The 18,517-nt window shown below is 61.7% G+C and carries 12 protein-coding genes and 1 tRNA gene; 6 read left to right on the plus strand and 7 right to left on the minus strand.

Translation table 11 applies throughout. The features are described from left to right. Positions 1 to 32 precede the first annotated feature (32 nt). From WKV53_RS16840 to WKV53_RS16865, 6 genes are all read right to left on the minus strand, one after another. Positions 33 to 112 (minus strand) — tRNA-Leu (locus tag WKV53_RS16840). 56 nt (positions 113 to 168) lie between these two features. Then, on the minus strand, positions 169 to 1,545 hold the full coding sequence (locus WKV53_RS16845) for a DUF1552 domain-containing protein (protein ID WP_341405943.1): 1,377 nt from the start codon (positions 1,543 to 1,545) through the stop codon (positions 169 to 171). Between the two features lie 43 nt (positions 1,546 to 1,588). Further along, positions 1,589 to 3,445 (minus strand): DUF1592 domain-containing protein, encoded by a 1,857-nt coding sequence (locus tag WKV53_RS16850; protein ID WP_341405944.1) that lies wholly within the window; start codon positions 3,443 to 3,445, stop codon positions 1,589 to 1,591. Between the two features lie 60 nt (positions 3,446 to 3,505). Continuing rightward, entirely contained in the window at positions 3,506 to 4,804 is a 1,299-nt protein-coding gene (locus WKV53_RS16855) for a hypothetical protein (protein WP_341405945.1), read from the minus strand. After that, on the minus strand, positions 4,801 to 6,849 hold the full coding sequence (locus WKV53_RS16860; protein ID WP_341405946.1) for an RNA polymerase sigma factor: 2,049 nt from the start codon (positions 6,847 to 6,849) through the stop codon (positions 4,801 to 4,803). Before WKV53_RS16860 ends, WKV53_RS16855 begins: the two co-directional genes overlap by 4 nt. A gap of 66 nt (positions 6,850 to 6,915) precedes the next feature. After that, positions 6,916 to 7,740, minus strand: coding sequence for an ABC transporter permease (locus WKV53_RS16865; RefSeq protein WP_341405947.1), 825 nt, complete (start codon positions 7,738 to 7,740; stop codon positions 6,916 to 6,918). Between the two features lie 138 nt (positions 7,741 to 7,878). Here WKV53_RS16865 and WKV53_RS16870 point away from each other — a divergent pair, with 138 nt between their 5' ends. Together WKV53_RS16870 and WKV53_RS16875 are read left to right on the plus strand one after the other, a co-directional pair. After that, positions 7,879 to 8,721, plus strand: coding sequence for a sugar phosphate isomerase/epimerase family protein (locus tag WKV53_RS16870; protein WP_341405948.1), 843 nt, complete (start codon positions 7,879 to 7,881; stop codon positions 8,719 to 8,721). 236 nt (positions 8,722 to 8,957) lie between these two features. After that, positions 8,958 to 11,738, plus strand: coding sequence for a PQQ-dependent sugar dehydrogenase (locus tag WKV53_RS16875; protein WP_341405949.1), 2,781 nt, complete (start codon positions 8,958 to 8,960; stop codon positions 11,736 to 11,738). Between the two features lie 9 nt (positions 11,739 to 11,747). Here WKV53_RS16875 and WKV53_RS16880 read toward each other — a convergent pair whose 3' ends face one another. After that, entirely contained in the window at positions 11,748 to 12,497 is a 750-nt protein-coding gene (locus tag WKV53_RS16880; RefSeq protein ID WP_341405950.1) for an ABC transporter ATP-binding protein, read from the minus strand. Between the two features lie 124 nt (positions 12,498 to 12,621). On the opposite strand from WKV53_RS16880, the gene WKV53_RS16885 reads away from it, so the two are divergent. The 4 genes from WKV53_RS16885 to WKV53_RS16900 all read left to right on the plus strand — a co-directional run bounded on the left by WKV53_RS16885 (position 12,622) and on the right by WKV53_RS16900 (position 18,509). Next, complete coding sequence (locus WKV53_RS16885) at positions 12,622 to 13,452, plus strand: ThuA domain-containing protein (RefSeq protein WP_341405951.1); 831 nt, start codon at positions 12,622 to 12,624, stop codon at positions 13,450 to 13,452. Positions 13,453 to 13,463: 11 nt separating this feature from the next. Continuing rightward, positions 13,464 to 15,233 carry a glycoside hydrolase family 9 protein gene (locus WKV53_RS16890; protein WP_341405952.1) on the plus strand — a complete coding sequence of 590 codons (1,770 nt, stop codon included), beginning with the start codon at positions 13,464 to 13,466 and terminating at the stop codon, positions 15,231 to 15,233. 16 nt (positions 15,234 to 15,249) lie between these two features. After that, positions 15,250 to 16,014 carry a ThuA domain-containing protein gene (locus WKV53_RS16895; RefSeq protein ID WP_341405953.1) on the plus strand — a complete coding sequence of 255 codons (765 nt, stop codon included), beginning with the start codon at positions 15,250 to 15,252 and terminating at the stop codon, positions 16,012 to 16,014. Between the two features lie 113 nt (positions 16,015 to 16,127). Beyond that, positions 16,128 to 18,509, plus strand: coding sequence for a family 20 glycosylhydrolase (locus tag WKV53_RS16900; protein WP_341405954.1), 2,382 nt, complete (start codon positions 16,128 to 16,130; stop codon positions 18,507 to 18,509). Positions 18,510 to 18,517 lie beyond the last annotated feature (8 nt).

Below are 18,517 nucleotides of genomic sequence, written 5' to 3' on the forward strand. Positions count from 1 at the left end.
CCTCGAAAAAAAGGGGGTCCGGAGAGCACCCGTAGCGGCTGTGGGACTCGAACCCACACTCGTTAGAACTCGATTTTGAGTCGAGCGCGTCTACCAATTCCGCCAAGCCGCCCTTCGGTGTGCCGGGGAGAAAAGCGTGCCTGCCGCCGTGGCGCAAGCGGCAAGTTTTCAGGAAAGGCCGCGAAGGCCGTCCTTGGCGTCGCCGAGTTCGTGGGCTTGGACCCCGGCGGATTCCAGCATGTTGATCCAGAGTCCGCAGAGCGGGGTGCCGGGGTCGTAGACGACGTGCTTGCCGGTCTTCAGCCCGGCCTTGCTGCCGCCGGCGACGACGATCGGGACGTTTTTCGGGTCGTGGGAATTCCCGTCGCGGATGGGGGAGCCGAAGGCGACCATGGAGTGGTCGAGGAGGGTGGCGTCGCCTTCCTTGATCTCCTTCATGCGGTCGAGCATGTAGCTGTACTGCTCGACGTGCCAGCGATTGATCTTCTCGTACTGGTCGAGCTTCTTGATGTCGTTGCTGTGGTGGGAGAGGTCATGGTGGCCGCCATTGACGCCTTCGAGGAAGGAGAAGTTCCGGCCGGTGACGTCGTTGCCAAACATGAAGGACGAGACGCGGGTCGAGTCGGACCAGAAGGCGAGGACCATGAGGTCCATCATGATGCGGCAGTGTTCGCCGTGGTCGAAGCGGGTGATCGCGTTGAGTTCGTCCTCGCGGCTGGCCTTGCCCATGGCGTTTGAGATCCGCTTGTCGAGTGCGTCCATTTTCTTGAGCAGCTCGGGCGGGAGGTTTTCGCCAGCGCCGAGTGAGGCGGCTTCGGCTTCGATGCGGCGTTCCACTTCACGGACGGATTCGAGATATTGCTCCAGCTTCGCCTTGTCGGAGCTGCCGAGCTTCGACTGCAAGCGCTTGGCGTCCTGGCTGACCAGATCGAGCACCGACTTGTCATCGGCGGCTTGCTTCTCGCCGCCCTTCGAGCGGGTGCGGAAGAGACGGTCGAAGGCGACGCGGGGATTGATCTCGCAGGGCAGGGGGACGGTGGAGGTCTTCCAGGAGATGTGGGAAGCGTAGAGGCGGGTGTAGTTGACGTTCGTGTCGATGCCCGTGGCGACCGGTTCCGTGCCGAGTTCCAGTGAGGGGAGCTTGGTGTCCTTCCCGATCTGTTGGGCCGCGATCTGGTCCATCGAAGTGGCACCCGCGGCAATGTCGGAGCCGGTGGTCTTGGTGATGGTGGTGCCGGTCAGCCAGCCGCCGGTCTTCACGTAGTGACCGTCGCCGCTGAAGGACGCCTTGTTTTGAAGGCCGGTGAGGATGAGTAGGTCCTCGCGGTGTTTCTCGATGGGCGAGAGGATGGGAGAGAGCTTGAACTTGGAACCTTCACCCTCCGGCGTCCAGCGGTCCGCGCGCACGCCGTTCGGCATGTAGAGCAGCGCGATCCGGATTGGCAGCGAGCCTGACGTGCCCGCTGCCATCAGGGGGCGCATGGCATCGAGGAATGGCAATGCAAGCGTGGCCCCGGCGCCGCGTAGGAAGCTGCGGCGAGGCATGAGCCATTTGTGGGATTGGATATTCGCCATGGGGGAATCGTGGTTAGCGTTTCGCGCTGCGGTTCTGGAAAGGATAGGACTCGATGACGGAAAGAATCAGCGTCTGCATCTTGAGGTCATCCTGGCGGAGTTTGGCGACGAGGTCGGTGATGACCGGCTCGTCGTAATATTCCAGCGGACGCCCCAAGGCGTAGGCTAGCATCTTGCGGCAGAGGTTGCGGAGGAAAAGTTCGTCCGAGGAGAGCAGGAGCTGCTTGAGTTCCTTTGGGGTTGAGAAGGAGACGTTGCCGGGCAGGGTGGCCTTGGAGTCGATGGGGTTGCCGTTCGGGTCCTTGGTGCGCCAGCGGCCGATGGCATCGAAGTTCTCCAGCCCGAAGCCGAGGGGATCGATCTTCTCGTGGCAGCCGGCGCAGGAGGCTTTGGTTCGATGCACTTCCAGGGTCTCACGGAAGGAAAGTCCTTCGGTGGATTTGTCGTCTCCGGGAAGCACGCCGGCATCGGGTGGCGGAGGTGGAGGCGGTGTTCCTAACAAGGTGTCGAGGATCCACTTGCCGCGCTTTACCGGGCTGGTGCGCAGCGGCATGGAGGTGGCGGTGAGGATGGCGGCCTGGCCGATCACGCCGCCGCGATTTGGATCTGTTAGGGTGACGCGCTGGAATTGGGAACCGGAGACGTCGGGGATGCCGTAGTGCTTGGCAAGTTCGGCATTCGCGAAGGTGTAATCCGCATTCAGGAGTTCCGACGCGGGGCGATTGGCGTGGACGAGGTAATTGAAGAACTCAACTGACTCCCGATACATCGCCACGCGCAGGCTTGGGGTGAAGGTGGGGAAGCGGGTCGCATCGGGAGCGGAGACTTCACGCAGGTCATCGAAACCGAGCCACTGTCCGGCGAAGTGGCGGGAGATCGTTTCCGAGCGCTTGTCCTCTAACATCCGCAGTGCCTCGGCTCGCAAAGTGGCGGGATCGGAGAGCTTGCCTTCGTCGGCGAGCTTGAGCAGGCGGCGGTCGGGCATCGAGGCCCACAGGAAATAAGAGAGACGCGTGGCGAGTTCGAAGTCATCGATCTTCCACTCGGTCTTGTCCGGTTGATCGGCTTCGATGCGGAACAGGAACGATGGATGAATGAGCAGCGCTTGGAGCGATGGCTTGAGCGCTTCCTCGTAGGTTGCTCCGGCAGCGAGCTTCTTCTCGAACAGCGCCAACATTGGCGCGAGGTCTTCATCGCTCACGCGACGGCGGAAGGCGAGTGAGGCATGGCTGAGCAGCACGGTTCGCGCCGCCTTGGCGGGAGGCAGCTTGTCACTGGGCTTTGCGATCAGCACGCGGTCGAGTTGCTTGGGATCTTCGTAGATGGCGGTGACGATCCGCTTTGCCGCGCTGAGATACTTTTCCATCAGCGCGGGCTGCACGAACATCGCGTCGCCGACATTATCGAAGCCCTCGCCGCCCGCGCCATCGGCCGGGAAGTCCTTGCCCGGTTGGAAGTCGATGCCGACCAAGTCGCGGACGGTGTAATTGTACTCGTTGCGATTGAGCCGGCGCACCGTTGGCCGTCCGGGATTGCGGGGGAAATCGCCGGCATCGAGTTTCTTCAGTGTGCCGCGGATCTGATCCACGAGCAGCTTGCGCTCGGCGTCGGAGGGGAGGACGTCCTCGTCATCGGGAGGCATGTCGCCGGACTCGACTTGCTTGGCAATATTTTCGAGAAAGCGATGGTTCCGGAAGGCCGCTTCGGTGGAGGTCAGGTGATGGGTCTCGACCCCGCCCTTCTGCTTCTTCTCGCCGTGGCACTCGAAGCAGTATTTGGAAAGCAACGGCGTCGCCTTGTCCGCGAACTCGTCGGCAAGGGCCGGCGAACACAGGGCAAACAGCAACGCGAGGGAGCGACGGACGGGCATGAGGCAGTCCGACAACGTGGCCGCACAGCCCGGACTTTCAGCAGGATTGTCCCGGGTGCATCACGGTGTCCCGAGCTTCGTCAAAGCCACGAGGTCCGACCACGTCTGCCGCCGCGATTCGCTCCAGCCGGAGAAGTCCGGTTGGCTCTCCGGGTTCGCTTTCAGCCAAATATCGAAGGCTTGGACAAGGTATTCGCCGCGCCGCTCCGGGTCGAAGCGATCCACCCAATCCAGGGTCTCAGTCAGGGATGAAGCTGCCTGGCCCCGGACATACTCGCTGGTGGCCCAGCTCGCGTCTTTGCCTGACAAGGACTCGATCCAGGCACGGCAGGCGGCAGGATCGGTAGTGGCCCATTCTTTCGCGATGATGGTCGCGGACGAAGGTCTCTGTCTTTCCGACACCGACGCGAGTTTCTCTTGAGCGGCCTTTTCGCGCTGATCTGCCGGAACTTCCGCCCATTCCTTGGCCGTGATCGTGACCGCTTCGAAGGAATTTTCCGGCAGGTAGCTGACGTAGCTGGAATTCCGGAAGCCGTCCGGGTCCAGCTTCCTCCAGAGCCGGAGCAAGGTCTGGGCGTGGGTCTCCGGGCCTAGTGTGAAAGGCTTGGTCGCGTCGCGGGTTTTGAGCACCTCGATCATCTCCGGGGGGAAGGCCTGCATGGCTCGTTCGACCAGCCGCGGGTCGGTGAGGGTGTCTTCCCAACGATCGTCGTGTGAGGAGAAGCCACCGCGTTTCAGGAAAACCTCCATGCCGAGCTTGGGGTCTTCCCGGAGCAGCCACCCGGAGATCAGGTTGAGGTCGGCGAATTTCAAGCCGGGTGCGTCGAGATTCTTCGCCTGCTCGATGGAATAGTCATCGAAGAAATCTTTCCCCCGATCCGGAGGGCGGGCTTCCAACTGGGCAAGCGTCCATGCCTTGAGCCCTTCGGGATCCCGCCATGCCCATGCCGGACCGATTTGTTGGAAGGCCGTTTTCCATGCCGGCTTCGACCGGAACTCCTGCCATGCCCAAGCGATCGCCGCTTCGGGATCCTGGGATGCCCAGCGAATGAGCAGGGCCTTGGCGGATAGGGTCAGCTCTCCATCGCGAGTGGTCTGGATGGATGAGAGGGCGGAGAGAATTTCGGTGGATGGAATCCTTTCGAGACGCAGGGCCGCCTGTAGCTTCTCTCCGTCCGACTTCGCGTTCTCGATGGCTGCGACGAGGGCATCCAGTTCGTCTCGTCGCCATGGCTTCGCGGCGGGTTCAGGGACTGCGGCGGCGACGGGCTCCGCTGGCGTGCCCGGCCAAAGCACGATCCAGCCAATGGCGGTCACCGCGCAGGTGGCCAGGAAGACCGCTGCGGATTTCGCTCTCATGGGGTGGTCTTCGCGAGCTGTTGGAGTTCTTCGCGAATTGCCGCCGGGAGATCCTTGCGCTCCAGGATGCCGGGCACGTCGCCGGGGATTTGACATTGCAGGCGGCGGAAGGCGCCGCGGCAGATTTCCCTGGCAGATTCCTGGTCGCTCAGGCGCGAGGCCAATTCGATGATCCGGGCGTAGGGCGTATCGCCGACGACCCATCCGGTCACCGGGCCGGCGTATTTGCCGAGCCTTTCGTGCAGAAGATCGTCGAAAGAGGTCTCGGTCTGGTGGTCGTCGATCCACGCGAAGGCCCGCTTGAGGTCTCTTTGGTCGAGAAGCGCGGTGGCGACGGCATTCAGCACCTCGCCGCGCGAGAGGCCGGCGGCGATGCCGGATTCGATGAGTTGTCGTTCGTTCAGCGCCAAGGGTTCGACGGGTTCGGAATGGCTGGTGTAGCCGCCGCCTGCCATGGGGGTATTGTGGGTATGCCGATGGCGCACTCCGAGTTCTCCCAGTTCGCGGGCGAAGTGGTCGGCGGGTGTCATCATGGACTCCAGTTGCGCGGCCTTCTCCGGCTGGTCTTCGAGGGTCTTTTGCCAGATGATGGCGGCAATGGAGCATCCGAACGCCCGGTCGTTCAGCTTTTGGGTCTCGCGGAGCATTTCATTGAGCCGCGTGGGATCAATATTGTGCCACGCGTTCATGTAGGGATTAGCACCTGTTAGAGCGATCAAGGCGCGCCGTCTCATGGCTTCGTCGGGCAACGAGGCGATGAAGGAAAAGGCAGCGTTCGCGCTTTCGTGGAGGAGCACTTCATCGGCAATGCTCATCGCCAGGAACTCACCGAGAGTGGAGTCAAAGGCTTCTTTCCGCAGGGCCGCGGCTTGCCAATGGTCCACCAGCCATGCGCGGGATGCGGAAAGATCGGCATACATCCACCGATCGAAGATGTTGTTGATCAGGTTGGTGCCTCGCGCCTTGTCCACGTCATCCCATAGCGGATGCTCGATCATGAAGGTCAGCGCGGCGTCCGGGTCTGACTGAACCCACCGCTCGAGCAGCAGGTTGAAGCAAACTGCTTGCTCGGCGGTGGTCAGCTTGTCATGGGCTAGGGAAAAGAAAGCGGGGAGCTCGGTAATCGATATCCGCTCCAGGGTCGCACGTAGTTTCAGCGTCGTGAGCGAGTGCTTCGGGCCGGCTTGGATCCGCTTGATCTCGGCGATCAGGTCTTCGTTGTTAGTTGGCTGTGAGGCTGGGCGAGGTACCGCTTTCGTGGCCAGAGATGGCGAAGCGGGCGGGGGAGAGGCTTGATCCCGGATCGCCAAGGCAGTGCCGGCGATCAATGAGGTGGCGAGCACTCCGCTGATAACCGGTATCAGCCAGTCCGCTTTCCATGAGGCTCCCGTGAGAGGGGCGGATTGGAACGCGTGAGTGGCGACTTGGGTCACCAGCGAGGCGGGAACGGGTGTGGTTCCAAAGCTCGCCATGGTGGTGCCGAGCGAGGCGCTGCCGACGGCGATGCCGCGCTTCCGCAGGGTGGCGGCGAGTTGGTCGAGGGCGCGGGTGACACGCTTGCGAGCTGCTTCTTCGGTGGTGCCGAGGGCTGAGCCGAGTTTCCGGAAATCGTGCCCTTCGAAGAAGCGGAGCACGAGGGCGTCGCGGGCTGGGGAGGGCAGGGAAAGCATCGCCGCGTCGACTTCACCGCTGAGGGCTTCGCTCGCGAAGGATGTTTCGGTTTGTGACGGGTCCATCATGCTGGCGGCGACGAGTTCCCGCTGGCGGCGGCGGCTTTCGGTTCGGGCGTGGTTCGCGGCACGCCGGCAGGTTTGCCGGTAGAGCCAGGCGGACAGGATGACATCGCCAAGACTGCCTGCTTTCCTCGCCAGCAGTGTGAAGACTTCCTGCATCACATCCTGCGCCGCGGCACGGTCACCGCCGAGCATCCGCAGTGCGGTGCCGTAGACGACCGGCGAGTGCAGGCGGACCAGCTCACGGAAGGCCCGTTCCGAGCGTTCGCGGGCGAATTCACCCAATAGCCGTTTCGTCTCATCCGCCATCATCGCCTGAAAGACACCGCAGGTGGGCGGGACCGGACAGGAAATTTTCGGCGGGGTCGAAGCGTTCGGTCAGCTCGAGCTTGTCTTCACCAGCAGGCCCTTTTCCCGGGCGGTGCGCAGGACCGAGGCAAAGATCCAGCCAGCGAGGGAAAGGTAAACGGCATTCAATCCGAGGCCGATGAGGAAATGTCGAAGGTCGAAGCCGCCGTGCCCGATCGCGCCGCGCATGCCTTCGAAAACATGCGAGGGCGGGAAGAGCGAGGCGATCGCCTGCATCCAGCCGGGCAGTGCGCTCATGGGGTAGAAAACGCAGGCGAAGGGCTGGATCATGAAGGGCAGGGCCCATGCCAAGGACTCCGCGCCATGGCCCCAGCGCAGGATCAGGGCGATCGAGAGAATTCCGAGCGCCCAGCCGAAGATCATCAGGTTCGCGTAGTAGGCGATCACCCCGAATTTGAACTGGAGCAGGTTGAACGAGTAGGCGGAGTAAGCCACGATCGTGAGGACGATGGCGGTGATGCCGACGCGCAGCAGTCCCACGCCGAAGGTGGCGGCGATGTAGTCCGTCATCCGGACCGGGGCGGCGAAGATATTGAGCAGGTTGCGGGTCCAGACGTCTTCCAGGAAGGAAATCGAGACCCCCTGTTGGGCCCGGAACAGGGCATCCCACAGCATGATGCCGCCGATGAGGAAGGTGATGTAGTGCGGGAAACTTTTCCCGCTGGCTGCCATTTGCCCGCCGCTGCCGGCCTCCTGCAGGAACTTCGTGACGAAGCCCCAGACCAGCAGCTGTACCAGCGGCCAGAAGAACAGCTCGAAGGCCCGCATCGGGTTCTTCGCGTAGAGGAGCACGTAGCGGGTCAGCAGGGCTCGGATGACGGACGGGCGGAACATGGGGCGCGGGGCGGCGCAATGTGTGCCTGCGGAACCGTATGACGCCAATGGAAAAGCCGCGGGGCGTTCTTTCGATAAGATCGAACTTGTCTCCCCGTAGATCGCCCGCTCCGATTGGAAGCCTAGACCTAATTACCCATGAAATTCATCCGCCCGCTCGCGCTCCTTTCCCTTTCCCTGGCATCTGCCGTTCATGCGGATCCCATCCCTGAAAATCTCCGCCAGGCAGGCTGGTTTATCGGTGCCCAAGCCTACACGTTCAAGGAGTTCTCTGCCTTTGAAGCGATTGCGAAGACCAAGGAAGCCGGCGGGAACATGATCGAATTCTTCCCGGGCCAGACCATGAAGCCGGGCTCGGACGTGAAGGTCGGCCACACGATGCCGGAGGCGGCGATGAAGGAACTGCTCGCCGAGTGCGAGCGCCAGGGCGTCAAGCCCGTGAATTACGGCGTGGTCGGTGCCGGGAATGCCGAGGAGGTCAAGGCCATCATGACTTTTGCCAAGAAGATGGGCCTGTACTCGATCTGCACCGAGTCGACCGAGCAGGTCGCCGCCTGGGAAGCCGCCGCCAAGGAGTTCGACATCAAGGTCGCCTTCCACGAGCACGGCGGCTCGATGAGCAACCCGAAATACAAGGTCTGGAATCCGCTCTATATCCGCGGGGTGGTCGAAAGCCGGGATCCTCGCGTCGGTGCCTGCGCTGACCTGGGACACTGGTGCACCTCCAATCTCAAGCCGGTCGAGTGCCTGAAAATTCTCGAGGGCCACATCGTCAGCGTCCACCTCAAGGACAAGGAAAAGAATGGCAATGCCCAGGTCGTGGTCGCGGGCAAGGGCGTCGTGGACGTCGCCGCCTGCCTGGAAGAGCTCAAGAGACAGAAATTCGACGGTCACATTTCCGTGGAACACGAAGCCGACTGGAAGGACAGCGTGCCGCAGGTGAAGGCCGACATCGACTTCGTGAAGTCCCATCCGAAATAGGATCCGCGCCCGGAAGGGAAGCCAGACGCCGCCGGTGGATGGCCGGAATGTTTCAGGAGGAGGCCCGCCGAGGGTCTCCTCTTCGTCTTGTACTCGTTGGTCCCGTGGCGCTGGCGAGCGTCGTGGGAATGCTTGGCCGGGTATGTGCACCCTACTCATTCGTGGCAGGGAAATTCCTCGCGGCCCTTTGAGGCCCCGGATAGATCGCAAGGCGCTCCTTCGTTCCGATTCGCCACATGATCCGTCCTTCGACCCTCCTGCCAGCTTCCCTGTGCGGCTCGTTTTCCCTGCTGCTCGCGGCTACCTCGATGGCGGCGACGTTGCCGCCTGGATTTGCCGAGACCAAGGTGGCCGATGGGCTCAACCCGACGACGATGACCTTCGCGCCGGACGGGCGGCTGTTTCTCTGTGAAAAGCACGGGAAACTGCGGGTGATCGAGGATCAGAAGCTGTTGCCGGAGCCCGCGCTGGACATCAGTTCCCAGATCGATGCCTGGAACGAACGAGGGTTGCTGAGCGTGTGCTTCGATCCGGACTTCGCCCGGAACGGCTGGATCTACGTTTACTACACCCACAACCGCGAGCCGGAGAAGAAGGATCACACCGCCAGCAACAACCGCGTGAGCCGCTTCACCCTCAAGGGGAATGTGGCGGACGTACGGAGCGAAAAGGTGATTTGGGAACTCAACAACCTTTCCAAGACCGGCTGGCACAATGGCGGCGGCCTGGTCTTCGGCAAGGACGGCAAGCTCTACTTGAGCACCGGCGAGAACGCCAAGGATGCGAACGCCCAGGACGGCACCAACCTGCTCGGCAAGCTGCAGCGGATCAACAAGGACGGCTCCATCCCCGAGGACAATCCTTACTACAAGGAGTTCGAGGGGAACAACCGTGCGATCGTCGCACTCGGGCTGCGCAATCCCTTCAGCCTCTCCGTGCAGCCCACGACCGGCCTGATCTATGTGAGCGATGTCGGCGCGACCTACGAGCAGATCGAGGGATACGACAGCAGCGTGGCACCAGTTGCCGTGAACTACGGCTGGCCGGGCATCGACGGACGGTCGAAGAACCAGAACAAGCCGAAGGGATACCGGGAGCCAGTTTATCCGTATGATCATGGTCGCGACGATGGTCTGGCCCTGTGTTCCGGGGGATTTTACAATCCAGCCAAGCCCGGTGCGGGAGCGTTTCCCAAGGAATACACCGGCAAGTTCTTCTTCGGTGATTACAAGGGCTGGATCAAACTGATCGATCCCGCGAAGCCGGAGGTGCGGGAGGATTTTGCCAAGGATATCAATCGTGCGTTGGACGTGGAGGCTGCTCCGGATGGGACGCTCTGGTACATCTCCCGCGGGGGAATTCCGGGTGGTTCGGACGAGGCGAATAGCGCCAGCACCAATGGCTCGCTGTGGCGCGTGCAGTGGACCGGCGGAGGCCAAGCGGCCAAACTCGCGGTGATCCAACAGCCGGCGAATGCGAATCTGGGAGCGCCGCTCGGAGTGGTGAAAGTCGCGATCCAGGACTCGACCGGCAAGACGATCGAGACGGCCAATGACACGGTCACCCTGACGCTCGATGGGGGAGTGCTCACCGGCGCTACCAAGATCGCGGCGGTGAACGGGGTGGCGACGTTTCCAGCGCTGGCAATTGGCAAGCCGGGGCGTGGCTACACGCTGCGAGCGAGCAGCGGCAGTCTGGCTGCGGCGAGCAGCAGCACGTTCGATATCGCGGATCAACTCGCCGCTCCGGCGATTGCACCAGCCAGTGGCAAGTTCACCGGGCCGGTGTGGGTGCGGATGTCGAATTCCACGCCTGGGACGACGATCCGGTTCACCACTGACGGGAGTGCTCCGGGGGCGAGTTCGCCGGCTTATACCGAGCCTTTCCAAGTCAGCTCCGGCACAACGACGATCAAGGCCATCGTTCAGAGGCCCGGTCTAACCGATAGCTCAGTGACCAGTTCGAGCATCGCGATCTCTGGCAACACGGCTTATGGCCTCGACCTGCGTCCGCCTGTTAGTGGACTGAAGCTGCCGGCTACCGCAGGGGAAGGACTACCGCCGACGCTTTCGGCCACCGGCATCTTCTCAGACAAGAATCTTACTCCCAAGGCGGGAGTGGTTCCGTATTCGCTCAATAGTCCTGCATGGGCCGATGGCGCGGAAACACAGCACTGGGTGATCCTGCCGGAAGCGGGGAAGATCGGTTTTGCTCCCACCGGGGAATTCAAGTGGCCGGGTGGCACGATCTTCCTCCAGCACTTCGAGATCGTGACCAACCAGGCGACCAAGGCACGTCGCCGGCTTGAGACGCGGGTGCTGGTTTTGGATGCGACTGGCAGCTTCGGCTATGGAGCGACCTATCGCTGGCGACCGGATCAAAGCGACGCGGATCTGGTCGATGCCGCAGGCAAGGACGAGGTGCTGAAGATCACCGATGCCTCGGGCCAGACCAAAGAGCAGGCTTGGAGCTATCCTGGCAGCGGATTGTGCTTCATGTGCCACACGCCGAATGCGGGTTTCGTGCTCGGTCCCAAGGCTCGCCAGCTGAATGGCGAGCATGCCTATCCGGGTGGTCGGAAGGACAACCAGCTCCGCACGTGGAGCTACCTGCAGATGTTCACGGAGGCCTTGGATGAAAGTGCGATCGCAGGGTATGCGCGCACCTGTCGTGTCGATGACAAAAGCGCTTCGTTGGAGGATCGGGTTCGGTCCTACATTGATGGCAACTGCGCGCAGTGCCATCGGCCTAACGGAACCGGTGCACTATGGGATGCGCGTTTCGATACGCCGCTTGCGAAGCAAGGTCTGATTAATGGCGAGGTGCGCAACACTTTCGGCATCGAGAACGGAAAGGTGGTCACTCCCGGCGACTTGGAGAAGTCACTGCTTCATCGCCGGGTGAGTTCCACCTCGCTGGCAGAGCAGATGCCGCCGCCACCGGTGGCGAGGAAAGTGGTGGATAGTGTGGCGGCCGATGTGATTGCCGAGTGGATCCGCTCGCAGGACTCCAAGTAAGGAGTTTGGTCACTGCACGGGCCCGCCGCGGGCGATCTTGATGAAGACGTCTTCCAAGTCGTCTTCCTGGAAGTGCCTGGTGATCTCATCAGGCGTTCCTGCTGCCAGGATTTTGCCGGCGTGGAGGAAGAGCACGCGGTCGCAGACTTCCTCGATGTCCCGCATGTTGTGCGAGGTGTAGAGGATGGCCGGGTGGCGTTCCTTTTGGACGTGACGGACCAGCTTTCGGACCTTGTCGGCGATGTCCGGGTCGAGCGAGGCGGTCGGCTCGTCCAGGAGAAGTAGATCGGGATCGTTGAGCAGGGCCTTGGCGAGATTGACGCGGGTGGATTCACCGGCGCTGAGCTGGCCGGTGGGTTTCTCGGCGAGCTTTGAGATTTCGAGCAGTTCCAGCAGCTCGGTGACCTTCTGTTTCGGCTTCGGCACCGAGTAGAGGCGGGCGAAGATCTCCAGATTGTGACGGACCTTCACGTTGCCCGGCAGGGTGGCGTAGGTGGTGCAGAAATTCGCGCGCTGGAGAATTTCCAGCCGGTGCTTCTGGAGGTCCATGCCGAAGGCCCGGATCGCCCCGCCGGTTGGGGTGATGAGGCCGAGGATCATGTTCATCAGGGTGGTCTTGCCGGCGCCGTTCACGCCCAACAGGCCGACGGTTTCCCCGGCGCAGACCTTGAAGGAAACGCCGTCCACCGCGGTGAAGTCGTCGAACTTCTTCACCACTGCATCGACATCCAGAATCACTTCGGCCACGGGCCGGAGCATCGGGCGGATTTTTTCGGCGTCCAGCATTCTCCGATGGGGGAGAATCATTGCACAAAGATGCAATATTTTGCGGAAAGGCTGCTCTTATCGGCCACGTTTTTGTTCATCGGAGATGAAACCCAAGATGCTCCTCAAAGTCCTATTGTTTCTAACGGCGATCGCCGTGTGCCCTTCCTTTGCTCGAGCCCAGGAAGCTGCGAAGCCTTTCAAGGTCGCGGCTTTCTACACCGGCAAGGAGGATCAGGCGCACATCAGCTTCATGAAGGAGGCGAACGAGTGGTTTCCGGCGATGGCCAAGGAACACGGTTTTACTTATGAAACGACGAACGATTGGAAGAAGCTGAACGCCGGTTACCTCGCCGATTGCAAGGTGGTGGTTTTCCTCGATACGCGGCCGGAAGGTGCGGAGCAGAGGCAGGCTTTCCAAGAGTATATGGAGAAGGGTGGGGCGTGGATGGGGTTTCATTTCGCGGCCTTCGCGTTGAAGGACTCCGCGGTGAAGCCTGATTGGAGTTGGTATCACGATACCTTCCTCGGCTCTGGCGAATATGGGAGCAACACGTGGCGACCGACTTCCGCGGTGTTGAAGGTGGAAGCGCAGGATCACCCGGCGCTGAAGGGCTTGCCGGGGACTTTCAAGTCGGCACCCAACGAGTGGTATCGCTGGAAGAAGAACCTGCGCGAGAATCCGGACATCACTGTGCTGCTTTCGATCGATCCCTCCAGCTTCCCGCTTGGCACCGGTCCGAAGCCGCATGAGATCTGGCACGAGGGCGACTACCCGGTGGTATGGACGAACAAGAAGTACCGCATGGTCTATTTCAACATGGGCCACAACGACATCGACTACGAGGGCAAGACCAACAAGGAACTGTCCTTTACGTTCAAGAATGAGGTCCAGAACCAGCTCGTGCTGAATAGCCTGCTTTGGCTTGGCGGGAGGACTGAGAAGTAATGATCACTCCCATGCGCCTCTACGCCTCAACACTACTCGGGATCCTGCTGATTTCTCATACGCTGGCTGCGGATGAAAAGGAGCCGCGCTCGACCGTGGAGCCAGTAGCGATCCACGCGAACCAAGTGGTGTATGATCAGAAGGCTCCGAAGGTCGCGGTGGTGGAGGCTGCGGAACCTTTCGCGGAGGGCGCGCGTTTCCGGATCGTGGGGGAAAAGGGGAAGGTTTTTGAAGGGCCTCTCGCGGGCGGGGTGAAGTGTGAGGACTGGTTCGCGGGGCGGAATTTCTACCGGGTGGATTTTTCGGTTCTAACAGAAGTGGGGAAGTTTCACATCGAGATCGAAGACAAGAGCAAGAGCTGGAGGTCGGCGGATTTCGAAGTCGGTGAGCAGGCGCTGGCGAAGCTTGCGATTCCGGCGGTGACCGGGTTTTTCAAGCACCAGCGAGCGGACTCGAAGGAGGAGTTGGAGGCGGACAAGCAGCTGCTGCTTCATGGCAGCGACAAGCGCGTGGATCTGCGTGGCGGTTGGTGCGATGCCTCGGGCGATGTCAGCAAGTATTTCTCCCACCTCGCCTACACGCACTACATGTGCCCGCAGCAGACGCCGATGGTCGTATGGTCGATGGTGAACACGTTGGAGACGGCGGGGCCTTTGTTAGAGAAGATCGGTGCGAAGGATGCCCTTCAAGAGGAGGCACTGTATGGGGCGGAATACCTGCTGCGCTCGCTTTCGCCCGAGGGTTATTTCTACATGACCGTCTTCAGCTACTTCAAGAAGGACGCTGCGGAGCGTCGTGTGGTGGGCCTGTTGGCGGATAGCAAGACGACGAACGATTACCAGTGCGCTTTCCGTGATGGCGGGGGGATGGGTATCGCGGCCTTGGCTCGCGTTTCGAAGTGGAAGAAGGATGCGGGCTATCTGGAAGCGGCGGAGCGGGCCTTCGCTCACTTGCAGGTGAACAACCTGAAGTACGCCGACGACCATAAGGAGAACATCATCGACGACCACTGTGCGCTGATGGCGGCCACCGAATTGTGGATCGCCACGGACAAGCCGGAGTATCGCGATGCGGCGCGGGATCGCGCTGGCAAACTGATCAAGCGTCAGAGCCCCGACGGCTACTTCATCGCCGATGGGGGCAAGCGTCCTTATTGGCACGCTTCGGATGCCGGACTGCCGGTGCTCGCGCTTATCCGCTATCTGGACAAGGAGACGGACAGCGGAGCCTGTGAACAGGCGCTCGCGGCCATTCGCGGTTTCCTCGACTACCAGCTCCGCGTCACCGGCAAGACGGCGAATCCTTTCGGTTATGCGCGGCAGTCCTTCCTTTTCCGGAACGAGGTGAAGGATGGCTTCTTCATCCCGCACGAGAATGAGAGCGGGTGGTGGTGGCAGGGGGAGAATGCCCGGCTCTCGTCACTCGCTGCTGCGGCGATCACCGGCGGCCGGCTGGTTTATCCTGACAAGGCGGCGCCCTATGGCGTGAAGCCGGAGCTGGGACGTTTCGCGGCGGATCAGGTGGCGTGGATTCTCGGCGGGAATCCCTACGATGTCTGCTTCATGTATCAGTATGGGAAGACCAACGTGCCCTACATGAAGGCGATGTTTGGCCACGGTTCCGGGCGAGGGGGGATTTCCAACGGGGCCACTGGCAAAAATGCCGATGGCTCAGGCATCGAGTTCCATTTCCACGCCAACGGCAATGAGTGGCGCTGGACCGAGCAGTGGATTCCGCACTCCGCGTGGTTCCTGCAGGCCGTCACTGCCATGTCCAACTGACCAAGCTCAAAGATCCATGAAGACCCTTCTCACTGCCGCAGCGCTTTTCCTCACCTCATTGCTTCCCACCGCCCGGGCGGAGGAGACGCCCCGATTCCGTGCCGTGGTCATCGCGGAGAAGGACGGGAACCACGGACCTTTAGTCACCGCAGCACTGGAGTGGCTGAAGGTTACCGCTGAGAAGGAGCATTTCGCCTTCGATGTGTTCGAGGAGCCCAAGGGCTTCAACAAGGAGTTCTTGGCCAAGTATCAGGTCTTCATCCAGCTGAACTATCCACCCTATCGCTGGAGCGATGAGGCCAAGGCCGCGTTCCAAGACTACATCGAGAACGGCCGCGGTGGCTGGGTGGGGCTGCACCATGCGACCCTGCTTGGCGAGTTCGACGGTTACCCGATGTGGCAGTGGTTTTCCGACTTCATGGGCGGGATCCGCTTCAAATCTTACATCGCCAAGCGCGCCTCCGGCACGGTCGAGGTGGAGGCGGGGGATCATCCTTGTTTCAAGGGGCTGCCCAAGACCTTCACCATCGATGAGGAGGAATGGTACACTTACGACAAGAATCCCCGGCCCAATGTCCAGATTTTGGCCAAGGTGGACGAGGCCTCCTACAAACCGGATTCCGAGATCAAGATGGGCGACCATCCCGTGGTTTGGTCGAACCCGAAGATGAAGGCCCGGAATGTGTACATCCTCATGGGCCACCACCCGACGCTGATCCAGAACGAGAACTATACCGCGCTGCTGAGGAATTCGATTTTGTGGGCGGCCGGTCAGAAGTGAGAAGTCTTCGATAGACAGTTGAGCACGGTCCGGTATTCACCGGTGTGCACTTTTTTAGGTATTTCCTGTTGTTGATGCTTGTTTTGAGGCTGGGGGCAGCTGATCTCCCTGTCGTGCCGGCGGTTCACGAGTGGGTGCCGGGACAGGGTGTTTTGGCGGTGTCGGCGTTCACGCTTGATGTCGCTCCTGACCAAGCCGCCGCCCTGAAGTCGACGGCGGCTGCGATCCGCGAGGACCTCGCCGCTCTTCATGCGGAGGCCGGGCAGGGGCAGAAGCCGGTCACGCTGCTGCTCGCGCTGGACGGAGGGGATTCCAAGAATCCGGAGAGGCACACGATCGAGATTTCTGACAAGGTGGTCGTCCGCGGGGCGTCTCCCGCCGCGGTTTTCCTTGGCTCACGGACCGTGTTACAGCTGCTACGGCAGTCTCAGGAGTTGCCGAAGGGCGTCATTACCGATTGGCCGGACTACAAGGGCCGGATGCTGATGCTGGATGTCGGCCGCAAGCCTTATCCGATTTCCGCGCTCAAGGACTTCATCCGGCTGATGGCCTGGTACAAGATGAACGAGCTGCACCTGCACCTCAGTGACGAGGCCTTCGGCGGCGGCTATGCGGCGTTCCGGGTGGAGAGCAAGACCTTCCCCGGGTTGGCGGCAAAGGACGTCTTCTACACCGCGGCGGACCTGCGCGATTTGCAGGACTTTGCCAAGGCGCGTGGGATCATCATCACGCCGGAAATCGACATGCCGGGCCACGCGCGCTGTTTCACGAACTACTGGCCGGAGATCACGCTCAAGGACTACCCGAACTACATGGACGTCACCAACCCGAAGACGATCGAGGTGATGAAGAAGCTGCTGGATGAAATGATCCCGCTGTTCGATGCGCCGGATTTCCACATCGGCACCGACGAATACCGGGTCAGCGGTCCGCGGAAGGAGGAGCTGCACGAAGGCTTCCGCCAATTCATCAACACGATGAACGCCCATGTCCGTTCGCGTGGGAAGAATTGCCGCATCTGGTCGGGATTCGAACACATGGGCGGCACCACGGAGATTGACCCGACGGTGATCATCGACATGTGGGAGACGGACGATGCCAAGGGCCAGATCGCGAAGGGGCACTCGATCATCAATTCCAATCACGGCCGCACCTACATCGTGCCCGGCGCCCACTACTACGGGATCAATCGGGCGGGGATCTATCAGGGTTGGGAGCCTTGGATGGTGAGTGGAGATCTGGCGAAGAACCCGACGAAGGACGATCCGAAGCTGCTCGGCGGAAAGCTCCACGTCTGGTCCGACCAAGGGCCGACGGGATGGACCATGACGGAGATCGCGGAGACGACGCTGACTGGCATGCAGGCGTTTTCCGAAAAGCTGTGGGGCACCAAGGGCTCGCCGGACTATCCCGCTTTCACGAAGCGCGTGGAGAAGACGCTGCCGGTGCCGGCGGTCAGGGTGCTCGACCGTCTCGCTGGCGGGAAGGATGGCGTGCTGCTCGATTTGCCGCGCGAGGTGGAATTGAAGGATGAGTCGTCGGTATTCCCCCTGCCGTTGGCCAAGGCGGAGCGCGCCGATCTGGAGTCGCCCTGGACGCTGACAATGGAGGTCCGCCGCCATGGGACAACCAAGGGCCGCGGGGTGCTGCTGTCCTCCGGTCTTGCCGAGATCTGCGCGAACTACTCGCGGCAGGAAGAGATCACGGTCACCGATCCGAACGGCAGCACGCGCAAGGACAAGCTGTCTTTCCAAGGGATCTCGACGCTCCGCGCCGCGGGCACCTTCGAAGGCGATGGCACGCCGGGCAAATCCCGGGTGGGGCATGACACCGCCAAGTCCTCCGGCAAGCTACTTCCCGACGGGGAATGGGCGACGCTCACGGTGGTCGGCGAGGCCGGACGCAACACGATCTGGCTGAATGGCGAGAAGATCGCCGAGTCGGGAAACCAGCTGGTTTGCCCGCTGCGTCAGCTGGGTGGGGGAGCCGGCGAATCCTTCGTGGGGACCGTCCGGAAGCTCCGGGTGGTCAATCGAGCCCTGTCGGCGAAGGAAATCGGCCGGGCGGCCGGGCTCGATATTCCGGAGAATCTTGCGGCAGGGGCCAAGGTCACCGCGAGTGCCTCGGATACCGAACACGGCTTCACGCCTGAGCTGGCAACCGACGACGATCCGAAGAGCCGGTGGTCATCCGGTCCTACCCAGGCCGAGCACTCGGTGACACTCGACCTCGGAAAAGCGGCGACTTTCAACACCGTGGCAATCGATTGGGAGGCCGCCGTGCCCGGCGAATACCGGGTGGAAATCTCGCGTGACGCCAAGGCGTGGAAGCCGGTCTTCACCGGTGAAGCCAAGCCCGGCCGCACGACTGCGACCTTCCCGAACGTCACCGCCGGCCAGGTGCGCATCACGATGAGTAAACCGCGGACCCCGTGGGGTTACTCGATCTTTAACGTGGAAGTCCTTTTGGCCAAAGCGCCAGCAACGAGGCGGTGACGGCGGGG

The organism is Luteolibacter sp. Y139 (genome assembly GCF_038066715.1).
Taxonomy (GTDB): domain Bacteria; phylum Verrucomicrobiota; class Verrucomicrobiia; order Verrucomicrobiales; family Akkermansiaceae; genus Haloferula; species Haloferula soli.

What these genes read in the sequence shown, in the direction of transcription:
- WKV53_RS16870 (WP_341405948.1), top strand. Translation starts at nt 7,879, where the DNA reads ATGAAATTCATCCGCCCGCTCGCGCTCCTTTCCCTTTCCCTGGCATCT.
- WKV53_RS16875 (WP_341405949.1), top strand. Translation starts at nt 8,958, where the DNA reads ATGATCCGTCCTTCGACCCTCCTGCCAGCTTCCCTGTGCGGCTCGTTT.
- WKV53_RS16855 (WP_341405945.1), bottom strand. Translation starts at nt 4,804, where the DNA reads ATGAGAGCGAAATCCGCAGCGGTCTTCCTGGCCACCTGCGCGGTGACC.
- WKV53_RS16865 (WP_341405947.1), bottom strand. Translation starts at nt 7,740, where the DNA reads ATGTTCCGCCCGTCCGTCATCCGAGCCCTGCTGACCCGCTACGTGCTC.
- WKV53_RS16880 (WP_341405950.1), bottom strand. Translation starts at nt 12,497, where the DNA reads ATGCTCCGGCCCGTGGCCGAAGTGATTCTGGATGTCGATGCAGTGGTG.
- WKV53_RS16845 (WP_341405943.1), bottom strand. Translation starts at nt 1,545, where the DNA reads ATGCCTCGCCGCAGCTTCCTACGCGGCGCCGGGGCCACGCTTGCATTG.
- WKV53_RS16890 (WP_341405952.1), top strand. Translation starts at nt 13,464, where the DNA reads ATGCGCCTCTACGCCTCAACACTACTCGGGATCCTGCTGATTTCTCAT.
- WKV53_RS16895 (WP_341405953.1), top strand. Translation starts at nt 15,250, where the DNA reads ATGAAGACCCTTCTCACTGCCGCAGCGCTTTTCCTCACCTCATTGCTT.
- WKV53_RS16885 (WP_341405951.1), top strand. Translation starts at nt 12,622, where the DNA reads ATGCTCCTCAAAGTCCTATTGTTTCTAACGGCGATCGCCGTGTGCCCT.
- WKV53_RS16860 (WP_341405946.1), bottom strand. Translation starts at nt 6,849, where the DNA reads ATGATGGCGGATGAGACGAAACGGCTATTGGGTGAATTCGCCCGCGAA.
- WKV53_RS16850 (WP_341405944.1), bottom strand. Translation starts at nt 3,445, where the DNA reads ATGCCCGTCCGTCGCTCCCTCGCGTTGCTGTTTGCCCTGTGTTCGCCG.